Source organism: Streptomyces globosus (genome assembly GCF_003325375.1).
Taxonomy (GTDB): Bacteria; Actinomycetota; Actinomycetes; order Streptomycetales; family Streptomycetaceae; genus Streptomyces; species Streptomyces globosus_A.
This window is the reverse complement of the sequence record NZ_CP030862.1, coordinates 1-24244: the sequence shown is the minus strand read 5'-3', so window position 1 is coordinate 24244 and position 24244 is coordinate 1. Positions and strand designations below refer to the sequence as shown.

22 protein-coding genes, 2 tRNA genes and 2 pseudogenes are annotated in these 24244 nt (G+C 72.1%); 4 read left to right on the top strand and 22 right to left on the bottom strand.

The annotated features are described in order from the left end of the window. Nucleotides 1-4: 4 nt before the first annotated feature. The 5 genes from C0216_RS00125 to C0216_RS00110 form a co-directional block, all read right to left on the bottom strand. Nucleotides 5-718, bottom strand: coding sequence for a class E sortase (locus tag C0216_RS00125; RefSeq protein ID WP_114053278.1), 714 nt, complete (start codon nt 716-718; stop codon nt 5-7). A gap of 37 nt (nt 719-755) precedes the next feature. Next, nucleotides 756-1568: a class E sortase gene (locus C0216_RS00120; RefSeq protein WP_428985378.1), complete on the bottom strand. Its 813-nt coding sequence runs from the start codon at nt 1566-1568 to the stop codon at nt 756-758. Beyond that, a complete protein-coding gene (locus C0216_RS00115) occupies nt 1565-2203 on the bottom strand; it encodes an aminodeoxychorismate/anthranilate synthase component II (protein ID WP_114053277.1) in 639 nt (212 codons plus the stop codon). Before C0216_RS00115 ends, C0216_RS00120 begins: the two co-directional genes overlap by 4 nt. Next, the gene (locus C0216_RS33785; protein ID WP_174250323.1) at nt 2200-2376 is read right to left on the bottom strand and encodes a hypothetical protein; all 177 of its coding nucleotides are present in this window, start codon (nt 2374-2376) and stop codon (nt 2200-2202) included. Before C0216_RS33785 ends, C0216_RS00115 begins: the two co-directional genes overlap by 4 nt. Nucleotides 2377-2503: 127 nt before the next feature. Beyond that, nucleotides 2504-3292 (bottom strand): DUF881 domain-containing protein, encoded by a 789-nt coding sequence (locus tag C0216_RS00110; protein ID WP_114053276.1) that lies wholly within the window; start codon nt 3290-3292, stop codon nt 2504-2506. 90 nt (nt 3293-3382) lie between these two features. Here C0216_RS00110 and crgA point away from each other — a divergent pair, with 90 nt between their 5' ends. Further along, entirely contained in the window at nt 3383-3634 is a 252-nt protein-coding gene (crgA, locus tag C0216_RS00105) for a cell division protein CrgA (RefSeq protein WP_114053275.1), read from the top strand. A 143-nt stretch (nt 3635-3777) separates the two neighbouring features. Here crgA and C0216_RS00100 read toward each other — a convergent pair whose 3' ends face one another. Together C0216_RS00100 and C0216_RS00095 are read right to left on the bottom strand one after the other, a co-directional pair. Continuing rightward, complete coding sequence (locus C0216_RS00100; RefSeq protein WP_114053274.1) at nt 3778-4653, bottom strand: rhomboid family intramembrane serine protease; 876 nt, start codon at nt 4651-4653, stop codon at nt 3778-3780. A gap of 94 nt (nt 4654-4747) precedes the next feature. Beyond that, entirely contained in the window at nt 4748-5275 is a 528-nt protein-coding gene (locus tag C0216_RS00095; protein WP_114053273.1) for a peptidylprolyl isomerase, read from the bottom strand. A 174-nt stretch (nt 5276-5449) separates the two neighbouring features. Between C0216_RS00095 and C0216_RS00090 the strand changes: the two genes are divergently transcribed. Next, on the top strand, nt 5450-6127 hold the full coding sequence (locus C0216_RS00090; protein WP_114053272.1) for a DUF5324 family protein: 678 nt from the start codon (nt 5450-5452) through the stop codon (nt 6125-6127). Between the two features lie 70 nt (nt 6128-6197). On the opposite strand, the gene C0216_RS00085 is transcribed toward C0216_RS00090, so the two are convergent. The 3 genes from C0216_RS00085 to C0216_RS00075 all read right to left on the bottom strand — a co-directional run bounded on the left by C0216_RS00085 (nt 6198) and on the right by C0216_RS00075 (nt 7708). After that, entirely contained in the window at nt 6198-6671 is a 474-nt protein-coding gene (locus tag C0216_RS00085; RefSeq protein ID WP_114053271.1) for a LysM peptidoglycan-binding domain-containing protein, read from the bottom strand. A 125-nt stretch (nt 6672-6796) separates the two neighbouring features. Next, nucleotides 6797-7519, bottom strand: coding sequence for a hypothetical protein (locus C0216_RS00080; RefSeq protein ID WP_114053270.1), 723 nt, complete (start codon nt 7517-7519; stop codon nt 6797-6799). A gap of 116 nt (nt 7520-7635) precedes the next feature. Then, nucleotides 7636-7708: transfer RNA gene (locus tag C0216_RS00075), tRNA-Ala, on the bottom strand. A 162-nt stretch (nt 7709-7870) separates the two neighbouring features. On the opposite strand from C0216_RS00075, the gene C0216_RS00070 reads away from it, so the two are divergent. Together C0216_RS00070 and C0216_RS00065 are read left to right on the top strand one after the other, a co-directional pair. Continuing rightward, on the top strand, nt 7871-8419 hold the full coding sequence (locus tag C0216_RS00070) for a helix-turn-helix domain-containing protein (RefSeq protein WP_114053269.1): 549 nt from the start codon (nt 7871-7873) through the stop codon (nt 8417-8419). Nucleotides 8420-8463: 44 nt separating this feature from the next. After that, nucleotides 8464-9789: a serine/threonine-protein kinase gene (locus C0216_RS00065; protein ID WP_114053268.1), complete on the top strand. Its 1326-nt coding sequence runs from the start codon at nt 8464-8466 to the stop codon at nt 9787-9789. A gap of 46 nt (nt 9790-9835) precedes the next feature. Here the strand turns inward: C0216_RS00065 and C0216_RS00060 are convergent, their stop codons facing one another. The 12 genes and pseudogenes from C0216_RS00060 to dnaA (C0216_RS35275) form a co-directional block, all read right to left on the bottom strand. Continuing rightward, nucleotides 9836-11140, bottom strand: coding sequence for a hypothetical protein (locus C0216_RS00060; protein ID WP_246042215.1), 1305 nt, complete (start codon nt 11138-11140; stop codon nt 9836-9838). A gap of 123 nt (nt 11141-11263) precedes the next feature. Next, complete coding sequence (locus tag C0216_RS00055; RefSeq protein WP_208809277.1) at nt 11264-11398, bottom strand: DLW-39 family protein; 135 nt, start codon at nt 11396-11398, stop codon at nt 11264-11266. 147 nt (nt 11399-11545) lie between these two features. Then, a tRNA-Ile gene (locus tag C0216_RS00050) sits at nt 11546-11619 on the bottom strand. A 70-nt stretch (nt 11620-11689) separates the two neighbouring features. After that, nucleotides 11690-12406 (bottom strand): DUF3566 domain-containing protein, encoded by a 717-nt coding sequence (locus tag C0216_RS00045; RefSeq protein ID WP_114053266.1) that lies wholly within the window; start codon nt 12404-12406, stop codon nt 11690-11692. A 3-nt stretch (nt 12407-12409) separates the two neighbouring features. Then, nucleotides 12410-15004 (bottom strand): DNA gyrase subunit A, encoded by a 2595-nt coding sequence (gene gyrA / locus C0216_RS00040; RefSeq protein WP_114053265.1) that lies wholly within the window; start codon nt 15002-15004, stop codon nt 12410-12412. 41 nt (nt 15005-15045) lie between these two features. Next, the gene (gene gyrB / locus C0216_RS00035) at nt 15046-17103 is read right to left on the bottom strand and encodes a DNA topoisomerase (ATP-hydrolyzing) subunit B (RefSeq protein WP_114053264.1); all 2058 of its coding nucleotides are present in this window, start codon (nt 17101-17103) and stop codon (nt 15046-15048) included. A 435-nt stretch (nt 17104-17538) separates the two neighbouring features. Further along, on the bottom strand, nt 17539-18108 hold the full coding sequence (locus C0216_RS00030; protein WP_428985377.1) for a DUF721 domain-containing protein: 570 nt from the start codon (nt 18106-18108) through the stop codon (nt 17539-17541). Beyond that, nucleotides 18105-19241: a DNA replication/repair protein RecF gene (gene recF, locus C0216_RS00025; protein WP_114053263.1), complete on the bottom strand. Its 1137-nt coding sequence runs from the start codon at nt 19239-19241 to the stop codon at nt 18105-18107. The genes C0216_RS00030 and recF overlap by 4 nt, the downstream gene beginning before the upstream one ends. A 68-nt stretch (nt 19242-19309) precedes the next feature. Beyond that, complete coding sequence (gene gnd / locus C0216_RS00020) at nt 19310-20185, bottom strand: phosphogluconate dehydrogenase (NAD(+)-dependent, decarboxylating) (RefSeq protein ID WP_114053262.1); 876 nt, start codon at nt 20183-20185, stop codon at nt 19310-19312. 223 nt (nt 20186-20408) lie between these two features. Then, the gene (gene dnaN, locus C0216_RS00015) at nt 20409-21539 is read right to left on the bottom strand and encodes a DNA polymerase III subunit beta (RefSeq protein WP_114053261.1); all 1131 of its coding nucleotides are present in this window, start codon (nt 21537-21539) and stop codon (nt 20409-20411) included. A gap of 965 nt (nt 21540-22504) precedes the next feature. Continuing rightward, a pseudogene (gene dnaA / locus C0216_RS35280) lies at nt 22505-23593 on the bottom strand (chromosomal replication initiator protein DnaA); the annotation flags it as partial. Nucleotides 23594-23701: 108 nt separating this feature from the next. Continuing rightward, nucleotides 23702-24244 (bottom strand): annotated as a pseudogene (gene dnaA / locus C0216_RS35275) (chromosomal replication initiator protein DnaA); the annotation flags it as partial.

The window sequence follows — 24244 nt, the reverse complement described above, 5'->3', positions numbered from 1 at the left end:
CGCGTCAGCGCAGCTCGGCCGGCGGCGTCCGCTTCGCGTCGACCTTCTCGGTGCGCACCAGCTCGCCCCACACCACGTAGCGGTACTTCGAGGTGTAGACGGGGGTGCAGGTCGTCAGGGTGATGTAGCGGCCCGGGGCGGTCTTGCCCGACTCCTTGGGCACGGGGGAGATCACGTCGACGTTGTACTTGGAGGTCTGGCGCAGTTCCGCGAAGACCTTGTAGACGTACCAGGTGTCCCGCGTCTCGAAGACGATCGCGTCGCCCCTGCGGATCCTGTGGATGTCGTGGAACTTGGCGCCGTGCCCGTCGCGGTGCGCCGCCAGCGCGAAGTTCCCCGAGGCCTCCCAAGGCAGCGCCGACTTCACCGGCTCCGTGTAGTAGCCGGCGACGCCGTGGTTCAGCACCTCGGGCGACGTGCCCCGCTTGACGAGCACCTCGCCGCCGCCCATCGCCGGCACGTGCAGGAAGCCGGCGCCGCCCTGCGTGTCCAGCGCGCCGGGCTCGGCGGGGGCGCCGGCGGCGGGGGCGCTCAGCCACTGGCGGCGGATCTCGTCGCCGCGGGAGGAGGCCTGCCGGTCGGCGAGGACGTTGGTCCACCACAGCGAGTACGCCACGAACAGGCCGAGCACCAGGCCGACCGTGATCAGGAACTCGCCCAGCAGGCTCAGGAACCCGGCGAGCAGACTGCGGTTCCGGGGCGGCGCGGTAGGGGGCACTGCGGTTCGTCCTTCGGGCGGGAGAGCCGCTGCGGGCTCAGCGGGCGGCCAGCGCGGGCGGAGCGCCCTGGCCGCGGGGGCGTTCTTCGACCATCCTGCCCCATACGATCAGGCGGTAGGTGCTGGTGAACTCGGGCGTGCAGGTCGTCAGCGTGATGTACCGGCCCGGCGCCGTGAACCCGGAGCCCTTCGGCACCGGTTCGAGGACGGACACGTTGGTCGGCGGCGTCTGCGGCAGCACCGAGGCCATCTCGTACGTGTAGTACGCGTCCCGGGTCTCGACCACGATCGGGTCGCCCGGCACCAGCCGGTTGATGAAGCGGAACGGCTCGCCGTGGGTGTTGCGGTGGCCCGCCACCGCGAAGTTGCCCTGCTTGTCCGAGGGCATCGCCGTCTTCAGCGCCCCGTCCGCGTAGTGCCCGACCATGCCGCGGTCGAGCACCTTTGCCTTGCTGGTGCCCTCGGCCACGGGCACCTTCACGTCCAGTTTCGGGATGTGGAGGATCGCGAAGCCCTGGCCCGGCTCGAAGGCCGCCGGGGGCGGGGCGGCGTCCCCCTGCGGCAGCCGCTCCCAGGTCTGGCGCAGCGAGCCGGCGGCCCCGTCGGCCGTGCGCTGCGCGAGCACGTTGGTGTACCAGAGCTGGTAGGCGACAAACAGCAGCATCACCACTCCCGTGGTGATCAGCAGTTCGCCCGCCAGACGGCTCAGGACGACCACAGGGCCGCCCGAGGCGGGCCGCTTGCGCCGCCGCCCGCCCCCGCGCCTGCGGGCCCGTCTGGCGGCCTGCTGGGCGGCCCTGCGCCGCGCGGCCCGGCCCTCTGCGGGGGCGGACGGCGCGAGCGAGGTCACGCGACGGCCTTGCCCACCACCGGGGCCAGCCCCGCCGAGCGCTCGACGGCGCCCTCGTCGCCGCAGCGGACGAGCCAGTTGGCGAGCATCCGGTGGCCCCACTCGGTGAGCACCGACTCGGGGTGGAACTGGACGCCCTCGACATCGTGCTCGCGGTGCCGCAAACCCATGATGATCCCGTCCTCGGTCCGCGCGGTGACCTCCAGCACGTCCGGCAGGGTCTGCGGCTCGGCCGCCAGCGAGTGGTAGCGGGTCGCGGTGAAGGGCGAGGGGAGCCCGCGGAAGACCCCGAGCCCCTCGTGGACCACCGGGGAGGTCTTGCCGTGCAGCAGCTCGGGCGCGCGGCCGACGACGCCGCCGTACGCGACGGCCATGGACTGCATGCCGAGGCAGACGCCGAAGACGGGGACGCCGGCGGCGGCGCAGTGGCGGACCATGTCGACGCAGACGCCCGCCTCCTCGGGAGTGCCCGGCCCCGGGGAGAGGAGCACGCCGTCGAAGCCGTCCTGGGCGTGGGCGGGGGCGACCTCGTCGTTGCGCAGCACCTCGCACTCGGCGCCGAGCTGGTACAGGTACTGGACCAGGTTGAAGACAAAGCTGTCGTAGTTGTCCACGACCAGAATGCGCGCGCTCACGGAGTGGCTCCCGATCCCTCGTCCACCGTTACGTCGTTGAACGGAAGGAGCGGCTCGGCCCACGGGAAGACGTACTGGAACAGCACGTAGACCACGCCGAGGACGAGTACGAGGGAGATCAGCGCGCGCACCCACGCGTTGCCCGGCAGGTGCCGCCAGATCCAGCCGTACATCCCGTCCGCGTCCCTTTCGCTCTCGCACCGCGTGGGCGGTACGCACACAGGGTAAAGCCAGCGGGGCTCCGGGGAGGGCCGCCTGCCCGAACCCCGGACGGGACCGGCGGGGCGGTCCCCCGGCGGGTCAGGGCGTGCCCGGCGCGGAGGGGCCGTCGGCCGGCTTGGCGTGGTGCAGGTCGACGGTGCCGGCGTAGCCGGGGAGCTTCAGCTCCTTGTGCTCGTCGACCTTCCAGCCGAGCCCGTACGCGGCGACGTACATCTGGTAGTTCTGCAGCGCCGGGGAGGCGGCGAGCGCCCGGCGCAGCGCGGCGGGGTCGCCGACGGCGCTCACCTTGTAGGGCGGCGAGTAGACGCGGCCCTGGAGGATCAGGGTGTTGCCGACGCAGCGCACCGCGCTGGTGGAGATCAGCCGCTGGTCCATGACCTGGATGCCCTGGGCGCCGCCCTGCCACAGGGCGTTCACGACGGCCTGGAGGTCCTGCTGGTGGATGACCAGGTCGTTGGGCTGCGGCTCGGGGATGTTCGGGATGCGGGCGGTGGCGTTCGGCGGGGCGTCGTTGAGGGTGACGGTGAGGCCCTTGCCGGCCAGCGGCTCCAGGCCTGCGGTGGCGCGCAGGGCGGCCAGCCTGGCGTCCTCGGCGCGGGTGCTGCCGTCGTCGCGGTCGGCGAGGGCCTCGACGCGGCCGCGGGCGGCCGCGGTGGACTGCTCCAGCAGCGCGTTGTTCTGGCTGCGCTCGTGGATGAGGTCGGTGAGCCGCAGGAGCGAGGCGTCCGTGCGGATGTTCGTACCCTTGGAGGTGTTGAAGCTGGTGACGAAGAGCAGCCCCGCCAGGGCGAAGACGGCGGCCGTGAGCAGCCGGACCGCCCGGAACCGGCGACGGGGACCCGCGGAGGAGTCGGCGGAATCGCTCAACGTACCCTTCTCCTTCAACGCCACAGGTCCACTACGCTAACGGACGCCCGGGGCAGGCAGGTCCCCAGCGCATCGACAGGAGAGCCCCTCGTGCCGAAGTCACGTATCCGCAAGAAGGACGAGTTCACCCCGCCGCCCGTGAAGGCGCAGCCGATCAAGCTGACGAACCGGAGCTGGGTCGCCCCGGTCATGCTGGCGTTCTTCCTGATCGGCCTCGCCTGGATCGTCGTCTTCTACGTGAGCGAGACCCAGCTGCCGATCGAATCCCTCGGCAACTGGAACATCGTGGTCGGATTCGGGTTCATCGCGGCCGGATTCGGCGTCTCCACGCAGTGGAAGTAGGCAGGTCGCGGGGCCCGGGCGGCTGAGCACACCGGCCGCCCGGCCCGCAAGTTCTCCCCATGAGTTATCCACAGCGTCATCCACACCTGAGGAAAAGACAGAAGATCTGTGGATAACCTTGTGGAGGGTTGACGCCGGTGTGATCAGGTGAGTGCCGCCGTCCGGACCAGCACCAACGCCGTGACCAGCACGAACACCACCGCGCAGGCACCCCACTGGATGAGCGGCCGCTTTCCCCCGGCAGCGGGCCGGATCATGGCCGCCCCGAGCAGCAGGCCCGTGACCAGGCCTCCCACGTGCGCCTGCCAGGACACCTCCAGCCCGCCCCCGTACGGCGCGAAGGTCAGCACCAGCATCAGCGCGAGCATGACCACGACCGGGCGCATCTCCTGGCGCGTGCGCCGCACCAGCACCACCGTCGCCCCCAGCAGCCCGAACACCGCGCCCGAGGCGCCGAGCGTCGGCGTGTTCGGCGGCGTCAGCAGGTACACCACGGCGCTCCCGCCCAGCCCGGACAGCAGGTAGAGGGCGAGGAAGCGGGCCCGGCCGAGCACGGCCTCCAGCGGGCTGCCGAGGAACCACAGGGCGAGCATGTTGCCCGCGATGTGCCACCACTCCACGTGCAGGAACACCGAGGTCAGCAGCCGGTGGTACTCCCCGGTGGCCACGCCCTGCACGGGAGCGCCCCAGAACTGCACGTACAGGCCGAGCAGCTCCAGCTGCACGGCCAGGCCGGGCACGGCCAGGGCGGCGAGGAACACGGCGGCGTTCAGCCCGATGAGGACCTTGGTGACGAGGTGGGGGTCGGACTCGACCCGGCCCCCCGCCAGCGTCCGCGGGGCGTTCGCCGCCGGCCGGTGCCCCGTACCGGAGCCGCCGCGGACGCAGTCGGGGCACTGGAAGCCGACGGCTGCGCTGATCATGCAGTCCGGGCAGATGGGCCGCTCGCAGCGGGTGCAGCGGATGGCCGTGTCGCGGTCCGGGTGGCGGTAGCAGCCCGGCAGACGGTCGGTGTCCATCGGTCCCCTCGATCAGCGGCGGGGCACGGCGCGCCCCGCCGGTCCGGTATGCCCTCAGGACGGACGGGCGGGGCGGAAGGTTCCCGGCCCGGCGTCAGCGCCGCTCGACCGCCACGGACTGGATGACGACGTCCTCCAGCGGCCGCTCGGTCCGGGGGTTCGTCGGCAGCCCGGCGATGGCGTCGACGACCTTCCGGCCGGCCGCGCCCGTCACCTCCCCGAAGATGGTGTGCTTGCGCGTCAGCCACGCGGTGGGGGCGACGGTGATGAAGAACTGCGAGCCGTTGGTGCCCGGCCCCGCGTTGGCCATGGCCAGCAGGTACGGCTTGGTGAAGGCCAGGTCGGGGTGGAACTCGTCGGCGAACTGGTAGCCGGGGCCGCCGGTGCCGTTCCCCAGAGGGTCGCCGCCCTGGATCATGAAGCCGCTGATGACCCGGTGGAAGACGGTGCCGTCGTACAGCGGGTCCGTCGTCTTCTGGCCGTCGGTGGGGCGGGTCCACTCGCGCGCGCCGGTGGCCAGCTCCACGAAGTTCCGCACGGTCTTCGGGGCGAAGTTCTCCAGCAGCTCGACCTCGATGTCGCCGTGGTTGGTCTTCAGGGTGGCGTAGAGCTTGTCGGCCACGGGTCCGCCTTCCTAGTCGGCACTGTCGGTTCCCGATCCTCCCACGGAGGGCGGTACGGAGCGGAAATCGCCCACCCGGATGCCCTGTCGTGCATGCCGCCCGCCCCCAACCCAGGCATGATCCGACAAAGGGTGGAAAGGTGAACTGTGTCCGCCACCGATGAGGAGGATCACGTGACCCGCAAGGACAGCGTGCGCCTGTGCGCCGACAGCGCCCGGGACACCATGAGGCACGCAGCGGAAGTGGTGGCGCCGTACGCAGAGACCGCCAAGGAGGCGGCGGTCCACTACGCGCACGAGGCGAACGACCGGCTCGCGCCGCTGGTGGCCCAGACGGCCCACCAGGCCTCGCGGCAGGCGCGCACGGCGTACGAGTGCCATCTGCACCCGCGGCTGAAGGCCGCGCGCACGCATGTGCCGCCGAACGTCGACCGGGCCGCCGTCCAGGCCGTGCACGAGACGCGCCGCGCCGCCCGGCAGGCCGCCGACTACGCGGGCCCGCGGCTGGAGCACGCCATCGCGGCGGGCCGCCCCGTGGCCGAGGAGGCCGCCTCCCGGTCCGTGGCGGCGATCGCCGCGCTGCGCGGCCAGGTGTCGGCGCAGGAGGTGCAGCGGCTGATCAGGCGCCACGAGCGGCGGGCCCGCGCCGGGCACGTCCTCAAGGGCCTCGCGGTGGCCGCGGCCGTGGCCGGCGCCGCGTACGCCGCATGGCGTTGGTGGGACCGCCAGTCGAGCCCCGACTGGCTGGTCGAGCCACCCGCCGCGACCGAGCTGTCCTCCCGCCGGGACGCCCCGGCGAGCTTCGACGACGAGCTCGCCGAGAAGGAGCGCGAGGCGACCGAGGAGGAGTGAGCAGTTCCGCAGGCCGAACCGCGCGGGGCCCGGATCCGGTGGATCCGGGCCCCGCGCGTTCCCCGAAGGCTCAGCCCGGCAGGGTGAGCACCTGGCCGGGGTGGACCTGGTGCGGGTCGGTGCCGATGACCCCGCGGTTCACGGCGTACAGCTCCCGCCAGCGGGCCTCGTTCCCCAGCTCCCGGCGGGCGATCAGCATCAGCGTGTCGCCCTTGCGGACCGTGTACGTGCGCCTGGCGGCCCCTGCCCCGGCCCCGGGCAAGGGCGCGTCGGGGGCCGCCGGGACGGCCTTGTGCGCGGCCGAGGACGGCGTCGGCGTGTGCGGCGGCCGGCCCGCCGCGGCGGGGCGGCGCGGGGCCGCGGCCCTCGGCGGGGCGGGGGCGGCCTTGGGCGGGGCCGCCGCGGCCATCCGCTCGGCGGCGGCGCGCGTCGCGTTGACCGCGTCGGTGTAGGTCGCCGCGTAGTCGGCGGAAGCCTGCCCGGCGGCCTTCCGGGCAGCGGCCTGTTTCCTCTTCTCGGATCTCAGGAAGTCGAAGAGTCCCATGTCATGCGCCTCCGGCGTGGTCTCGCCCCCCGGCTCGGTGCCTGCTGTCCCACTGTCCGCCAGGTCGCTCCCGCGGGCCCCGCGGCCGACCCGTCCGGGGGACGTCCGGCGCCCCGGAACAGCGGCTACCGGAGCCCGGAGATGTCCACCGACTGCTCCGGCGGCGGCGTGCGGGCCGGCACCGGGGCGCCGTAGTCGAGGAAGTCGGCCCGCGCGCTCCGCCCGTCCTCGCGGCCTTCGAGGCGCAGCAGGCGGGGCTCGCCCTCGGTGGCCACGTAGAAGGTGGCCGTGTCGCCGCCGCGGGTGGCGGTGACGGTGACCGCCGGGCTGCCGCCGACGGTCGCGCGGCCGCCCTTGCTCAGGTCCCCGGTGGCCAGGTGCGAGGCGTAGGCCCGCTGGAAGTCCTTCAGGTCGCAGACGTCGGTGAGCTTGCGCAGCAGGGCGTCGCCGGACGTGCCGTGCAGCCAGCGGTCGCCGATCAGGGCGGCGGCGCCGTCCGCGGCGGGCGCGGGGACCTGCGACCGGAGGAAGGCCCCGTCCGGCTTCACCCAGATGTCCTGGCCCCGCTTGACGATCTCGGCGCGGCCGCCGCCGCGCGGCAGGGACACCGACCCGGCGCAGTTGCCGTCCACGTCGAAGCGGAGGTCGAGGGCGGCCTCCCCCTCCTCCCCGGCGGCGTGCGCCACCATGTGCACGGAGCGCGCCTCCGCCAGCTCCGTCCGGGCCTTGTCGACGATCGCGCGGGCGCTCTCGTCCTCGATGCCGTTGCCGGCCGGGGCGAGGCCCGTCAGCAGCGCGGCCGAGCAGCCGGCGGCCAGTACGGCGGCCGCCTTGCGGAACCGGGCCATCTCGTCACCTCCGCAGGGGAACGCCCCCCGCCCAGCGTAGGCCCGCGAGCATGGCCGCGCACATGCAAAAAAGGCCCCTGGCCTGCATGTTCGCAGGCCAGGGGCCTCTCTTCCGGTGGAGCTTAGGAGATTCGAACTCCTGACATCTGCCTTGCAAAGGCAGCGCTCTACCAACTGAGCTAAAGCCCCGGAACGCGGACGCGACCATCCCCCGGCAGAGGAGTGGCCGTTCCGCACAACAGAGTACCGGGTTCTCGGCCGCATCCCGCAAAATGATGGGGACTCCCCTCGCGCGACCACTCTCCGTAAGATGCTCGGCGAGGTTCGCACCAGCGAAGGGGAGTAGGAAGAGTGGATGCAGTTCAGCAAGAGGCCACGGCCAGAGCCAGGGAACTCCAGCGCAGCTGGTACGGCGAGCCCCTCGGTGCCCTCTTCCGCCGGCTCATAGACGACCTCGGGCTGAACCAGGCCCGCCTCGCCGCCGTCCTCGGCCTGTCGGCGCCCATGCTGTCCCAGCTGATGAGCGGCCAGCGCGCCAAGATCGGCAACCCCGCGGTGGTGCAGCGGGTGCAGGCGCTCCAGGACCTCGCGGCCCAGGTCTCGGACGGCAGCGTCAGCGCCGCCGAGGCCACCGACCGCATGGACGAGATCAAGCGGACCCAGGGCGGCTCCGTACTCAGCAGCAGCACCCAGAACAGCACCGGTTCGGGCGCCCCGACGGTCAAGCGCGTCGTCCGCGAGATCCAGTCCCTGCTGCGGTCGGTCTCCGCAGCCGGCGACATACTCGACGCCGCGAACAGCCTCGCGCCCAGCCACCCGGAGCTCGCCGAGTTCCTCCGGGTGTACGGCGCCGGCCGCACGGCGGACGCCGTCGCGCACTACGAGGCGCACCAGAACTGACGCCGCCGGGCGCGGACGGACACCACAACGGGGGATGCACAGCCATGGGTGAGGTCTTCGCCGGCCGGTACGAGCTGGTCGACCCGATCGGCCGCGGCGGCATGGGCGCCGTCTGGCGGGCCTGGGACCAGCGGCGGCGCCGGTACGTCGCCGCCAAGGTCCTCCAGCAGGGCGACGCCCACACCCTGCTGCGCTTCGTGCGCGAGCAGGCCCTGCGGATCGACCACCCGAACGTGCTGGCGCCGGCCAGCTGGGCGGCGGACGACGACAAGGTCCTCTTCACGATGGACCTGGTCGGGGGCGGCTCGCTCGCCCACCTGATCGGCGACTACGGGCCGCTGCCGCCGCGCTTCGTGTGCACGCTCCTCGACCAGCTCCTCGCGGGGCTGGCCGCGGTGCACGCGGAGGGCGTCGTCCACCGCGACATCAAGCCCGCCAACATCCTGCTGGAGGCGACCGGGACCGGCCGGCCGCACCTCCGGCTCTCCGACTTCGGCATCTCGATGCGCAAGGGCGAGCCCCGCCTCACCGAGACCGACTACGTGGTGGGCACCCCCGGGTACTTCGCGCCCGAGCAACTCCTCGGCGCCGAACCCGACTTCCCCGCGGACCTGTTCGCCGTCGGGCTCGTCGCGCTGTACCTGCTCCAGGGTGCCCGGCCCGACTCCCGCGCCCTGGTGGAGCACTTCCGCGCCCACGGCACCCCGGGCGCCCCCGAGGGCGTGCCCGCCCCGCTGTGGGACGTCGTCGCGAACCTCCTCCAGCCCGACCCGCAGAGCCGTTTCAAGACCGCCACGGGCGTCCGCAGGGCCCTTGCCGAGGCCGTGGAGCTGCTGCCGGCGGACCCGCCGGAAGCGGCCGACGTGGAGGTCTTCGACCAACTGGGCCCGCTGCCGCCGGGTTTCGGCCCGCAGGGCCCCAAGAGCGGCGCCGCGGGCGGCGGCCCGGACCCGCGGAAGGCGGCGGGGGCGGCGGCCGCGGCCGGCCCTGCGGCGGCTCCCTCGCCGCCGGGCGGTGTGCCGACGGCCGGCGCGGGGGCCGGCGAGCCGACGCGTACGGACCCGCGGGCGGCCGCGGCCGCACCGGCGTGGACACCCGCGGCGCAGCCGGCTCCCGCGCCCGCCCCGGCCGCCGCGGCGCCCGCGCACCCCGGCTCCTCCGCGACGGGCAGCTTCCACCTGGCCCCGCCGGCCCACCCCGTACCGCAGCCCGCCCGGCCGGAGCCTGCTTCGGCGGCGGCCGCGACCGCCCTGCCCGGGCCGGCCGGCCGCGGCCGCGTCGCCCCGCCGTCGAAGGCGGCCGCCGCGGCCCTCCTGGCGGCCGCGCTGCTGTGCTTCGCCGTCGGCGTGTGGGCGCTCACCCAGACGTGAGAAGGGGCCTGGGACAGGCCGTGGGCCGCGCCCGGTCGCGGGCCCGTCAGCCGGTGCGCCCGCGCCGGGCCAGCAGCAGCCAGCCGCCCAGGACGAGCAGCAGCAGCGTGCCGGTCCCGAAGCCGCCCGCCGCGACGGTGCCCATGGTCGCGCGCCGGTCCGCGGCCTGGGCCGCCTCCGGCTGCGTCAGGCCCTCCCGGGCCGCCGCGCGGTCCGCGTCGTCGACGCCGAAGCCGGACCGCGCCAGGCCCTCCGCGTACGGGGGCGGGGCCGCCGCCTTGCCCTGCACGGTCAGCCGCAGCGTCAGCGGCACGGGGACGGCGTCCTCGGTGAACTCGCCGACCTTCTCGCCGAGCGTGACCGCCAGGTAGTACCAGCCGGCGACCCGTGCCCCGCCCGCCCCGGAGCCCTTCGCGAACCGGTTCTCGTAGGCGACCGGCGCGGTGGGCGGGAGGGTGAGGCCCGCCTGCCTGCCGTCGTAGCCGGTGTCCTTGTCGTCGACCACGCTGCGGTAGGGCGTGTACAGGGTGACGCCGAGCCCGGTGGAGGCGGAGGCGAAGTCCTTCGTCAGTCTGGCCGCGGCCAGCTCGGCACCGACCGACAGCTGCTGCCCCCAGTCCAGCGGGACCCGGTAGAAGCGCGTCTGACCGGGCCTCAGGCCGTCCCGCCATACGCCCGTGCCCAGCGCGCGGGCGTCGTTGAAGCCGGTGCCGCCCTCGCGGGCCACCGGCTCGGACGCCGGCGGCTGCGGCGGGGTGGAAGGCCATCCGCTGGGGGCTGCTGCGGGGGCGCTGCCGGTCTTCAGGCCGGGTTCGCGCGAGACGGTGAGTTCCACGGGCCACGGGGACCGGTCGGAGTTCCTCGAGGCCTCCCGGGTGACCTTCACGTAGTAGACGCCGGCCTGCTGGCAGTCGCCGTCCTCCTGGAGGAGGCGCACGGCCGCGGCGCCGATGGGCCGGGCGCCCAGGCCGTAGCCGAAGGTCGTCCGGCCGGGGCTGCCCGGGCAGGAGCGGCCGGCGGTGGTCATCAGCGAGACCTCCAGGCCGTCGCCGCCGGAGTCGATCCGGGCACCGGGCTTCGGCACCAGCACCGCGGAGACGTACACGCTGGAGGTGTCGTCGAGGTTCAGCCGGTAGAAGCGGCTGCCGGGGGCGAGGGTGTCGCCGTACACCGCGCCCGGCTCCAGGGCCGGGGCGTCGGCCGAGGACTCCGCGCCCTGCACCGGGCGCGCCCCGTCGGCCGTCCGGTACGCAGGCAGCGGCTCCCCGGCCGCGTACGCGGTGCCCGGCAGCCCCGCCGCCAGGCCCAGGGCCGCGGCCACCGCCGGCAGCGTCCTGCTCAGCCGTCCCATCACACCCACCCCCGCTTTTGCCGCAGCAACCACAATCTTTGCATAACGGAATAATTCGTCACAGAACAGCACGAAGCCCCGGCCGCAAGGGCAGCCGGGGCTTCGTGGATCGGCCTTCGGGTCTCACACGCCGGAACCGGAGGGCACGGAGTCGGTTGCCTCCGTCCACAGGTCCTGCTCGGCGCGGTCCGCCTGGATCTGGCGGTACACGAGGAGACCGCCGATGGCGGCCAGTGCGACCAGGAGCAGCTTCTTCACCGCGCGACCTCGTCTTTCGTCGTCGTTGGGGTACCTCTGGCCGCCAACAATACACACCGATCGATACCGTTCGGTGACCTGGGAGGCCCCGGACGGCCGAACGGCGAAGACCCCCGGGCCTTCCGGCCTGGGGGTCTTCGCCATATGTGGGGCTAACAGGATTTGAACCTGTGGCCTCATCCTTATCAGGGATGCGCTCTAACCAACTGAGCTATAGCCCCTCCGCGCTGCGCGCTGACTCCTGAAGATTAGCGCACAGACGCTGGAGTTCCCAAATCGCTGATCAGGGCCCTACTCGTCCTCGGCGAGCGTGAGCTCCACACCGCCGACGAAGCCCGCCGACAGGTTGTAGATGAACGCGCCGAGCGTCGCGAGCGCCGTCGCGAGCACGACGTCGATCACGGCGATGACCGAGGTGAAGACGAGCACCCGCGGCAGCGACATGAACGCCTGGAGGTCGAAGCCGTTGCTCTCGCTGGAGCCGGTCGCCTCGCTGATCGTGCTGCCCACGGTCGAGAAGACGCCCATGGCGTCCATGACCATCCACAGCACCGCCGCCGCGACGACCGTGCACACGCCGAGCGCGATCGACAGCAGGAAGCTGACCTTCATCACCGACCACGGGTCGGCCTTGGCCACCCGCAGCCGCGCCTTGCGCGTCCTCGGCGTCGTACGCACCCCCGGGCGCGGCGCGCGCTGCGAGGTGCCGCCCGGGGCGCTGCCGCGGGGCGCGCCGGCACCCGAGGGGGCCTCGTACGCCTGCGGCGGGTGGTACGGCTGGGGCTTCTGCTGCTGGGGCTTCTGCTGCGCCTGCGACTGCTTGCCGGCCTTCTCCTGCTTCGGCTGCGGCTTCGACTGCGGCTTCGACTGGGATTTCGCACCGCGCGCGTCCGTCACGGTCGTCGCCCCGCCCTCGGCGTCCGCGGCCCCGGCCCGGGAGTCCGCGGCGGGGCCACGGGCACCGTCCTCCCCAGTCTTGGCCGGTCCGGCGCCCGTGGCTCCACTCACGACTTACTCCTCGTGCTCCCCGGCCGGAGGCTGTGCGCCCCCGGCTGCCTCGGCGGCCTGTGATTCGGCGGCCTCGGTCTCGTCGACCTCGTCAGCATCCTGACCCGCCTCGGCGTTCCGCGCGATACCGACCACGGCATCCCGCTTGCCCAGATTGATCAGCTGGACGCCCATGGTGTCACGGCCCGTCTCCCGGACTTCGCTGACTCGCGTACGGATCACACCACCGCCGAGCGTGATGGCGAGGATCTCGTCCGTCTCGTCGACCACGAGCGCCCCGACGAGCGAACCGCGGTCTTCCACGATCTTCGCAGCCTTGATGCCGAGACCGCCACGCCCCTGGACGCGGTATTCGTCGACCGGGGTCCGCTTGGCGTATCCGCCGTCGGTCGCGGTGAAGACGAACGTACCGGGCCGGACCACGCTCATCGAGAGCAGCTCGTCGCCCTCGCGGAAGCTCATGCCCTTCACGCCGGAGGTGGCGCGGCCCATCGGGCGCAGCGCGTCGTCGGTCGCGGTGAAGCGGATCGACTGCGCCTTCTTGCTGATCAGCAGCAGGTCGTCCTCGGCGGAGACCAGCTCGGCGCCGATCAGCTCGTCGTCGCTGCCGTCCTCGCGCTCGCGGAGGTTGATGGCGATGACACCGCCCGAGCGGGGGGAGTCGTAGTCCTTCAGCGGGGTCTTCTTCACCAGGCCGGCCTTGGTGGCCAGGATCAGGTAGGGCGCGGCCTCGTAGTCGCGGATCGCGAGGATCTCCGCGATCTGCTCGTCCGGCTGGAACGCCAGCAGGTTGGCCACGTGCTGGCCGCGGGCGTCGCGCCCGGCGTCCGGCAGCTCGTACGCCTTGGCGCGGTAGACGCGGCCCTTGTTGGTGAAGAAGAGCAGCCAGTGGTGGGTGGTGGACACGAAGAAGTGGTCGACGATGTCGTCCTGCTTCAGCTTCGTGCCGCGCACGCCCTTGCCGCCGCGCTTCTGCGAGCGGTAGTCCTCGGTCTTGGTCCGCTTGACGTAGCCGCCGTTGGTGATGGTGACGACGATGTCCTCTTCGGCGATCAGGTCCTCGATGGACATGTCGCCGTCGAACGGCACCAGCTTCGAGCGGCGGTCGTCGCCGAACTTGTCGACGATCGCGGCGAGCTCCTCGCTGACGATCGCGCGCTGCTTCTCCGGGGACGCCAGGATCCCGTTGTACTCGTTGATCTTCGCCTGGAGCTCGTCGTGCTCGGCGACGATCTTCTGGCGCTCCAGGGCGGCCAGGCGGCGCAGCTGCATCTCGAGGATGGCGTTGGCCTGGATCTCGTCGATCGAGAGGAGCCCCATCAGGCCCTCGCGGGCGACCTCGACCGTGTCGCTGCGCCGGATGAGGGCGATGACCTCGTCGATGGCGTCGAGCGCGGCGAGCAGGCCGCGCAGGATGTGCGCCCGCTCCTCCGCCTTGCGCAGGCGGAAGCGGGTCCGCCGGACGATGACCTCGACCTGGTGGTGCACCCAGTGGCGGATGAACGCGTCCAGCGACAGGGTCCGCGGCACGCCGTCGACCAGCGCCAGCATGTTCGCGCCGAAGTTGGTCTGCAGGTCGGTGTGCTTGTACAGGTTGTTCAGGACGACCTTGGCGACGGCGTCGCGCTTGAGCACGATGACGAGGCGCTGGCCGGTGCGGGAGGACGTCTCGTCGCGGACGTCGGCGATGCCGCCGATCTTGCCGTCCTTGACGAGGTCGGCGATCTTCTGCGCCAGGTTGTCCGGGTTCACCTGGTAGGGGAGCTCGGTGACCACCAGGCACTGGCGGTTCTGGATCTCCTCGACCTCGACGACGGCCCGCATGGTGATGGAGCCGCGGCCGGTGCGGTACGCCTCCTCGATGCCCTTGCGGCCCACGACGAGCGCGCCGGTCGGGAAGTCGGGGCCCTTGATGCGCTCCATGAGCGCGTCGAGCAGCTCCTCGTGCGGGGCCTCCGGGTTGGCCAGGTACCACTGGGCGCCCTCGGCGACCTCGCGCAGGTTGTGCGGCGGGATGTTCGTCGCCATGCCGACCGCGATGCCGGCGGAGCCGTTGACCAGGAGGTTCGGGAAGCGCGCCGGCAGGACCGTCGGCTCCTGGTTGCGGCCGTCGTAGTTGTCCGTGAAGTCGACGGTCTCCTCGTCGATGTCGCGGACCATCTCCATCGACAGCGGCGCCATCTTGCACTCGGTGTAGCGCATGGCGGCGGCCGGGTCGTTGCCCGGGGAGCCGAAGTTGCCGTTCGAGTCGACGAGCGGCATGCGCATCGACCACGGCTGGGCCAGGCGGACCAGGGCGTCGTAGATCGAGGAGTCGCCGTGCGGGTGGTAGGTGCCCATGACGTCGCCGACGACGCGGGCGCACTTGTAGAAGCCCTTCTCGGGCCGGTAGCCGCCGTCGTACATCGCGTACAGCACGCGGCGGTGCACCGGCTTCAGGCCGTCGCGCACGTCCGGCAGGGCGCGCGAGACGATGACGGACATCGCGTAGTCGAGGTAGGAGCGCTGCATCTCCGTCTCGAGCCCGACGGGCTCGATGCGCAGCTGCGGCTCGTCCTCCGCGGGGTTCTCGGCGGTGGGGGTGGTTTCGTCGGCCATTGCTGGTCAGAAATCCTTTCGGGCGGCCGTTGAGAGCCGACTCAGATGTCGAGGAAGCGGACGTCCTTGGCGTTGCGCTGGATGAAGGAGCGCCGGGCCTCGACGTCCTCGCCCATCAGCACGGAGAACAGGTCGTCGGCCTGGGCGGCGTCGTCCAGGGTGACCTGGCCGAGCACGCGGTGGTCGACGTCCATGGTCGTGACGCGCAGCTCCTCGGCGTTCATCTCGCCCAGACCCTTGAAGCGCTGGATCGAGTCCTCCCTGATCCGCTTGCCGTTCTGCTTGCCGAGCTCGACGAGCGCGTCGCGCTCCTTGTCGGAGTACGCGTACTCGAAGTCGTCCCGGCCCCACTTGATCTTGTAGAGCGGGGGGCGGGAGAGGTACACGTGGCCGGCCTCGACCAGCGGGCGCATGAAGCGGAAGAGGAAGGTCAGCAGCAGGGTGTTGATGTGCTGGCCGTCGACGTCGGCGTCCGCCATCAGGATGATCTTGTGGTAGCGGAGCTTCTCGATGTCGAAGTCCTCGTGGACGCCGGTGCCGAAGGCGCTGATGAGCGCCTGGACCTCGGTGTTCTGGAGGATCTTGTCGATACGGGCCTTCTCGACGTTCAGGATCTTGCCGCGGATCGGCAGGATGGCCTGGTACATCGGGTTGCGGCCGGACTTGGCGGAGCCGCCGGCGGAGTCGCCCTCGACGATGAAGATCTCGCACTTCGTCGGGTCGTTGGACTGGCAGTCGGAGAGCTTGCCGGGCAGCGAGGCGCTCTCCAGCAGGCCCTTGCGGCGGGTCAGGTCGCGGGCCTTGCGGGCCGCGACGCGGGCCGTGGCGGCCTGGATCGCCTTGCGGACGATGTCCGCGGCCTCGTTGGGGTTGCGGTCGAACCAGTCGTTCAGGTGCTCGTGGACGACCTTCTGCACGAAGGTCTTGGCCTCCGTGTTGCCCAGCTTGGTCTTGGTCTGGCCCTCGAACTGCGGCTCGCCCAGCTTGACCGAGATGATCGCCGTCAGGCCCTCGCGGATGTCCTCGCCGGCGAGGTTGTCGTCCTTCTCCCGCAGCAGCTTCCTGTCCCGCGCGTAGCGGTTGACCAGGCCGGTGAGGGCCGCGCGGAAGCCCTCCTCGTGGGTGCCGCCCTCGTGCGTGTGGATCGTGTTCGCGAAGGAGTACACGCCCTCGGTGTACTGCGAGTTCCACTGCATCGCGATCTCGACCGAGAGCATGCGCTCCTTGTCCTCCGACTCGACGGAGATGACCGTCGGGTGGATGAGCTCGCCCTTGCGCGAGTTCAGGTACTTCACGAAGTCGACGATGCCGCCCTCGTAGTAGTACCGGACCGTGCGGGCCTGCGGCTCCTCGGTCTCCTCGGCCGTCTCGGCGCCGACGGTGGCCTTCGCCGACTCGCGCTCGTCGGTCAGGCTGATGGTCAGGCCCTTGTTGAGGAAGGCCATCTCCTGGAAGCGGCGCGAGAGCGTCTCGAAGGAGTACTCGGTCGTCTCGAAGATGTCGCCGTCGGCCCAGAACGTGACCGTGGTGCCGTGCTCGTCGGTCTCCTCGTTCTTCGCGAGGGGGGCCGTCGGGACGCCCAGCTTGTAGTCCTGGGTGAAGCGGTGGCCGTCGCGCTTGACCTCGACCGCGACCTTCGTCGACAGGGCGTTGACGACGGACACGCCGACGCCGTGCAGACCGCCGGAGACGGCGTAGCCCCCGCCGCCGAACTTGCCGCCCGCGTGCAGGACGGTCAGCACGACCTCGACGGCCGGCTTGCCCTCGGACGGGACGATGTCGACGGGGATGCCGCGGCCGTTGTCGACCACGCGCACGCCGCCGTCGGCGAGGATCGTCACGTCGATGGTGTCCGCGTGGCCCGCGAGGGCCTCGTCGACGGAGTTGTCGACGACCTCGTACACGAGGTGGTGCAGACCGCGCTCGCCGGTCGAGCCGATGTACATGCCGGGCCGCTTGCGCACGGCGTCCAGGCCCTCCAGGACCTGGATCGCGGAGGCGTCGTACGAGGAGGTGACCTCCCCGTTCTCGCCGGCTGTGGACTGGTTGTCGTTGAGGTTGCCGGAATCGGCCACGAAGCGCCCTTTCTGGCACAGCACAGGCCGGACTCCGGGCCGGCGTGCGTGCCGGCGTGGAGCGGCTGCGTCGATCTGCGTTGTCAGCGTTTGTCAGCGTGTTCCCGCAACCGGGCGGGATTTGCTTCAGTCTACCGGTACCACGGACATCGATGGGGGTTTGCCGGTACCTGAGTACGCATGTGCCGCCCTGAACCTCCTCTCTCCGACTCCCCATATTCGGACCGGGGCCCAAAGAGGCTCACGCGGGCGTCCAGCGCTTCGGGCTGTCAACCTCTCATCACCGTGAGGGACGCCACGGGGACGGGCCGGTCCGCCGGCCGTGCGGAGGCGCCTGCCGACCCGTGGGGAAGGCGCGCCGGAGGCGGGCGCCGGGGCTGCGGGGGCAGGGGCGGAGGAGAGAGAGGTAAGGGGAGGAAATGGGCGGGGGGGACGGGGGCGCGGCCCGGCCCGGGGGCGTCAGCCGTAGGTGTCGCCCGGGCCCGAGCTGCCGGGCGCCCGCCAGGGACCGTACGGCTTGGGGCGCCCGCCCGGTCCGCGGACCTTGATCAGCCGGACCGTGCCCTGGCCGAGGTCCGCGTTCAGCCGCGCGACCAGCTGCGGGGCGAGCAGCTTCAGCTGCGCCGCCCAGGCCGAGGAGTCGCACCGGACGAAGAGCTCACGCTCCTCATAGCGTTCCGGTTCGCAGTGCGCGGCGATCTCCGGCCCGACGATCTCCGGCCAGCGCTCCATCACGCCGGCCACCGCCATCGGCATCTCCCAGCCGCGCTCGGTCCGCAGCCGCTCCAGCGCCGCCATCAGCGGCATGGGGTCCCTGCCATCGGCCCGGGCGCCCGATCGCAGGCCCGGCTGGTTCCGGCGGGCGCCGCGGCCGCCGGCAGCCTGGCCCCGGGCACGTGCCTGCTCGCGGGCCGCCGCCAGGGCCTGCCGCGCCAGGTCGATGCCGGAGGGCTCCGGAGTCCTGGGCCGCTCGCCCGGAGCGTTGCTTTCGCTTCCGGTTCCGTTTCCGCCCTGCCCGTGGTCCTTCACAGCCGGGTCACCTCACCGCCGGACACCGCGAAACGCGCCCCCGCGAGGACCCCGGGGACATCGTCGTCCACCGCGGCCGTCACCAGGACCTGCTCCCCCGGGGCCACCAGTTCGGCCAGCCGCTCCCGGCGCCGCGCGTCCAGCTCCGCGAAGACGTCGTCGAGGATCAGCACCGGCTCGGCGCCCTCGGCGCGGAGCAGCTCGTACGAGGCGAGCCGCAGCGCGAGCGCGTAGCTCCAGGATTCGCCGTGGCTGGCGTACCCCTTGGCCGGCAGCTCGCCGAGCCGCAGCAGCACGTCGTCGCGGTGCGGCCCGACGAGGGTGACGCCCCGCTCGATCTCCTGCTTGCGCACCTGCGCCAGTGCCTGGAGCAGCACCTCGTACAGCTCCTCGCGGGAGCGGGCCGCGCCGCTGTCGACGGGCTCGCCCGCGGAGCAGCGGTAGGCCAGGCCGAGCGGGCCGCCGCCGGGCGCGAGCTGCTCGTACGCCTTGTCGGCCAGCGGGAGCAGCGACGCGATCAGGTCGAGGCGCTGGGCCAGCAGCTCGGCGCCGGCCCGGGCCAGGTGCTGGTCCCACACGTCCAGGGTGGACAGGTCCATGGAGCGGCCGCCGTGCCGGCGTGCCATGGCCGCGGACTTCAGCAGGGTGTTGCGCTGCTTGAGGACCCGCTCGTAGTCGGAGCGGACCCCCGCCATCCGCGGGGAGCGCGCCGTGACCAGCTCGTCGAGGAAGCGGCGGCGCTCCCCCGGGTCGCCCTTGACGAGGGCGAGGTCCTCCGGCGCGAACAGCACCGTCCGGACGATGCCGAGCACGTCGCGGGGCCTGACCTGGGAGGACCTGTTGATGCGGGCGCGGTTGGCGCGGCCCGGGTTGAGTTCGAGCTCGACCAGCTGCTGCCGGTCGCCCTGCCGGACGGCGGCGCGGACGACGGCCCGCTCGGCGCCCATCCGGACGAGGGGGGCGTCCGAGGACACCCGGTGGCTGCCCAGCGTGGCCAGGTAGCCGACGGCCTCGACGAGGTTCGTCTTGCCCTGGCCGTTGGGGCCCACGAAGGCGGTGACGCCCGGGTCGAGGGGGACCTCGGCCCGGGCGTACGAGCGGAAGTCGGCCAGGGAGAGGTGCGTGACGTGCATGCGGCGCCGACCTCCCCCGGCTCTGCTCTGCTCTGCTGTGTGGTGCGGTGGTGCGGTGGGTGCGGCGGCTACTTCTTCTCCACCGCGTGGCCGCCGAACTGGTTGCGCAGCGCGGCGATCATCTTCATCTGCGGCGAGTCGTCCTGGCGCGAGGCGAAGCGCGCGAAGAGCGACGCGGTGATCGCCGGCAGCGGGACGGCGTTGTCGATCGCCGCCTCCACGGTCCAGCGGCCCTCGCCGGAGTCCTGCGCGTAGCCGCGCAGCTGCTCCAGGTGCTCGTCCTCGTCGAGGGCGTTGACGGCCAGGTCGAGCAGCCAGGAGCGGATGACCGTCCCCTCCTGCCAGGACCGGAACACCTCGCGGACGTCGGTGACGGAGTCGACCTTCTCCAGCAGCTCCCAGCCCTCGGCGTAGGCCTGCATCATGGCGTACTCGATGCCGTTGTGGACCATCTTCGCGAAGTGGCCGGCGCCGACCTTGCCGGCGTGGACGGCGCCGAAGTCGCCCTCGGGCTTGAGCGCGTCGAAGACCGGCTGGACGGCCGCGACGTGCTCCTTCTCGCCGCCGTACATGAGCGCGTAGCCGTTCTCCAGGCCCCACACGCCGCCGGAGACGCCGCAGTCGACGAAGCCGACGCCCTTGGCGGCGAGCTCCTCGGCGTGCTTCTCGTCGTCGGTCCAGCGCGAGTTGCCGCCGTCGACGACGACGTCGCCGGGGGAGAGCAGCTCGCCGAGCTCGTCGATGGTGGACTGGGTCGCGGCACCGGCCGGGACCATCACCCACACCACGCGGGGCGCCTGGAGTCCGTCCACAAGCTCCGCGAGGCTGTGGACGTCGGCGAGGTCAGGGTTGCGGTCGTATCCGATGACGGTGTGGCCTGCGCGGCGGATGCGCTCGCGCATGTTGCCGCCCATCTTGCCGAGACCGACGAGACCGAGCTCCATCAGGTGGTTCCTTTTGCGTTGTGGCCGTGTGTGCCGGATTCCCCCGGTGCCCGGGAGTACCCGGCTCCGAGCCTACGCCGGGCCGTCGCACACGGCGCCACGGGCGCTCCGGGCTCCGCCGTACGGGGCGCGGGGGCCGCGGGGCGTGCGGCAGGCGGGGCCGCAGCCGTCGGGGCCCGGTCCCCCGCGGGCGGCGGGAGCGGGCCCCGGTGGCGGGCGGGTGTCAGCCGGAGAGGCGCACCGGCATGATCAGGTACTTGTAGGCCTCGTCCGCCTCGGCGTCCACGGCGGGGCGGCCGCTGAGGAGCGCCGGCTTGGTGGACGTGGTGAAGCTGAGCTGGGCGGCGGGCGAGTCGATCGCGCTGAGGCCGTCGAGCAGGAAGGTCGGGTTGAAGGCGATCGAGATGTCGTCGCCCTCCAGGACCGCGTCGACCCTTTCCACAGCCTGTGCGTCGTCGGAGGAGCCGGCCTCCAGGATCAGCACGCCCTGCTCGAAGCTCAGGCGGACCGGGGTGTTGCGCTCGGCGACCAGCGCGACGCGCTTGACGGCCTCCACGAAGGGGGCGGTCTCGATCACGGCGACGGAGTTGAACTCGGTCGGGAAGAGCGTGCGGTACTTGGGCAGGTCGCCTTCGAGGAGGCGGGTGGTGGTGCGGCGGCCGGCGCCCTCGAAGCCGATGAGGCCCTCGCCGGCACCGGAGCCCGACAGCGCCAGGGTGACGGTGTCGCCGCTGGTCAGGGACTTCGCCGTGTCGAGGAGCGTCTTGGCGGGGACGAGGGCGACGGCGGAGGCATCCGGGTTCTCCGGCTTCCACAGGAACTCGCGGACCGCGAAGCGGTAGCGGTCGGTGGAGGCGAGGGTGACGCGGTCGCCCTCGATCTCGATGCGGACGCCGGTGAGGACGGGAAGGGTGTCGTCACGGCCGGCGGCGATGGCGACCTGGGCCGCAGCGGCGGCGAAGACCTCGCCGGAGACGGTGCCGGTGGCGGTCGGCATCTGCGGCAGGGCCGGGTACTCCTCCACCGGCAGGGTGTGGAGGGTGAAGCGGGAGGAGCCGCACACCACGGTCGCCCGTACACCGTCTGTGGAAATCTCCACCGGCCGGTTGGGGAGGGCGCGGCAGATGTCGGCGAGGAGCCGGCCGGAGACGAGGACGGTGCCGTCCTCCTCGACGTCCGCCTCGACGGAGACGCGGGCCGAGACCTCGTAGTCGAAGCCGGAGAGGGACAGCGTCCCTTCCTCGGCCTTCAGCAGCAGGCCCGCGAGGACGGGCACGGGCGGCCGGGCCGGGAGGCTGCGGGCAGCCCAGGCCACCGCCTCCGCGAGTACGTCGCGCTCCACCCGGATCTTCACCGGAACCGCCTCCTGCTGTTGCTCGCTCGTCCGTCTGCCGGCCTTCGTCGTCGGCCCGCCGCTGCCGTGCCCCGGGGGCTGCGGCCCGTCGGTGCCGGGAACCAGTCTGACGTACGGCACCGACAGCGCGTGCTGCCGGCCGTCAAATCCGGAGCGAGGTGTCGGGGAGGCCTTCGAGCCGGGTTGTGCACAGGGGCTGCTTGAAAACCGATTCCGAGCTAACTGTCCATGGGGGTAGTAGTAGGGGCTGTGGAAACCGTGGATAAGCCCGTTTCCGCAGGTCAAGCCCCAGTTTTTATCCCCATGCCCTGTGGGCGGCGCCGTGGACAACACGGTGTCGCTGTGGAGAACAGAAAGTTCTGCACAGGCCATCCCCAGATGACCCGGAGTACTCCACAGCTGCGTCCCCAGTTTTCCCCCGGTACTCCACAGCCCAAACGTCGACCTTGGTGTGACGGCTTTCACTCCGGCCGGTGAGCGGGGTCACTCTGTTGCCGAACAGTGGACAGCGGTGTGGGTAAGTCATCGGAACCTGTGCACAGCATGCGGCAACCTGTGGGTTGGCGGTGGACAACGCCGTGGACGTGTCTGTGGACGGAGTGGCTGTCCACAGTCTGTGGATATCTTCGGTGCACAATTCCACAGGCGGCTGACCTGCCCTGATGGTCCCTCACCAGGCAGCCCTGTGGACAGATTGTGGGTGACGAAACCCGTCCCCACCCTGTGGACCCAAGAAAGTCCCGCAATCTGTGGATAAGTTGCTCTCCAGGGGGCGTATTCGAACAGACCAGAGGCGCGCGCATGAAGAAGGGCGCCCCCGGAGTGATCCGGAAGCGCCCTGTGGATGCGTTTGGCGGAGCACCGAGACCCCGCAGAAGGCACTTTGACGGGCTGTCGGGAGGCAGCGCACAGGCCGGCCCGGGGAGCCGCGGGCCGGCCTGTGGATGCGAGGGAGGAAGCGCCGGTCAGGCGTTCTTGATGCGGTTCGTGAGCTCGGTGACCTGGTTGTAGATGGAGCGCCGCTCCGCCATCAGGGCGCGGATCTTGCGGTCCGCGTGCATGACGGTGGTGTGGTCGCGGCCGCCGAAGTGCGCACCGATCTTCGGCAGGGAGAGGTCCGTCAGCTCCCGGCACAGGTACATCGCGATCTGCCGCGCCGTGACCAGCACCCGGCTGCGCGAGGAGCCGCACAGGTCGTCCACCGTCAGGCCGAAGTAGTCGGCGGTGGCCGCCATGATGTCCCCGGCCGTGATCTCGGGCGCCGAGTCCTCGCCCCCCGGGATCAGGTTCTTCAGGACGTCCTCGGTCAGGCCCAGGTCGACCGGCTGGCGGTTCAGGCTCGCGAAGGCGGTGACCCGGATCAGGGCCCCCTCCAGCTCGCGGATGTTGCGCGAGATGCGGGAGGCGATGAACTCCAGCACCTCCGGCGGGGCGTTGAGCTGCTCCTGCACCGCCTTCTTGCGCAGGATCGCGATGCGCGTCTCCAGCTCGGGCGGCTGCACGTCCGTGATCAGGCCCCACTCGAAGCGGTTGCGGAGCCGGTCCTCCAGCGTGACGAGCTGCTTGGGCGGCCGGTCGGAGGACAGCACGATCTGCTTGTTCGCGTTGTGCAGCGTGTTGAAGGTGTGGAAGAACTCCTCCTGCGTCGACTCCTTGCTCGCGAGGAACTGGATGTCGTCGACCAGCAGGATGTCCATCTCGCGGTAGCGCTTGCGGAAGGCGTCGCCCTTGCCGTCGCGGATGGAGTTGATGAACTCGTTGGTGAACTCCTCCGAGCTCACGTACCGCACCCGCGTCCCCGGGTACAGGCTGCGCGCGTAGTGCCCGATGGCGTGCAGCAGGTGCGTCTTGCCCAGGCCGGACTCGCCGTAGATGAAGAGCGGGTTGTAGGCCTTGGCGGGCGCCTCGGCGACCGCCACCGCGGCCGCGTGCGCGAAGCGGTTCGACGCGCCGATCACGAACGTGTCGAAGAGGTACTTCGGGTTCAGCCGGGCCGTCGGCTCCAGCGGGCCCGAGGTCGAGCCGGCGGACGGCGCCGGCGGGGCGGGCCGGCCGGGCGCCGGGCGCGGCGCGGACTGCTCGTACTGCTGCTGCTCGTAGGGCAGCGGCTGCGGATCGTACTCGTACGGCTTCTGCTCGTAGGATCCCTGGTCGTAGCCGTTCTGGTCGTACGGGCCCTGCTCGTAGCCGCCGGACTCCGGCTGCTGGAGGTAGCCGGGCTGCGGGGAGGCGTAGGGGTCGCGCTCGGGGAAGCCGCCGAGGCGGGGCTGCTGCCAGCCGTAGTCGTCCTGCTGGCCCCCGCGGGGCCAGGTGCCGGGCTCGGGGCGCGGCTGCTGGTAGTCCGGGTAGGCGGGGCGGGCCGTCGGCAGCTGGTCGTCGGCCGGGCCGGTGTGCCCGCCGGAGCGCTGCCCGCCGTACGGCTCGTACGCGTCGCCGCGCTGCGGGGCCGGCGGCGCCATGGGGGCGGGCTCGCCGGCCGAGTCGTCGACGGTGATGGCGATGCGGATCGGGCGGCCGCACTCGCGGCTCAGCGCATCGCTGATCAGCGGGGCGAGGCGGCCCTCGAGGACGCGCTTGCCGTACTCGTTGGGCACCGCGAGCAGTGCGGTGTCGGCGACCAGGGCCAGGGGCTGGCAGCGCTCGATCCACTGCCGGTCCTTGGGCTCGATCGCCTGCTGCCCCTCCCCCAGGAGCTTGTCGAGCAC

What these genes read in the sequence shown, in the direction of transcription:
- C0216_RS33785 (WP_174250323.1), bottom strand. Translation starts at nt 2,376, where the DNA reads ATGTACGGCTGGATCTGGCGGCACCTGCCGGGCAACGCGTGGGTGCGC.
- C0216_RS00100 (WP_114053274.1), bottom strand. Translation starts at nt 4,653, where the DNA reads ATGGACACCGACCGTCTGCCGGGCTGCTACCGCCACCCGGACCGCGAC.
- C0216_RS00085 (WP_114053271.1), bottom strand. Translation starts at nt 6,671, where the DNA reads ATGGGACTCTTCGACTTCCTGAGATCCGAGAAGAGGAAACAGGCCGCT.
- C0216_RS00080 (WP_114053270.1), bottom strand. Translation starts at nt 7,519, where the DNA reads ATGGCCCGGTTCCGCAAGGCGGCCGCCGTACTGGCCGCCGGCTGCTCG.
- C0216_RS00065 (WP_114053268.1), top strand. Translation starts at nt 8,464, where the DNA reads ATGGGTGAGGTCTTCGCCGGCCGGTACGAGCTGGTCGACCCGATCGGC.
- C0216_RS00060 (WP_246042215.1), bottom strand. Translation starts at nt 11,140, where the DNA reads ATGGGACGGCTGAGCAGGACGCTGCCGGCGGTGGCCGCGGCCCTGGGC.
- gyrA (WP_114053265.1), bottom strand. Translation starts at nt 15,004, where the DNA reads ATGGCCGACGAAACCACCCCCACCGCCGAGAACCCCGCGGAGGACGAG.
- recF (WP_114053263.1), bottom strand. Translation starts at nt 19,241, where the DNA reads ATGCACGTCACGCACCTCTCCCTGGCCGACTTCCGCTCGTACGCCCGG.
- gnd (WP_114053262.1), bottom strand. Translation starts at nt 20,185, where the DNA reads ATGGAGCTCGGTCTCGTCGGTCTCGGCAAGATGGGCGGCAACATGCGC.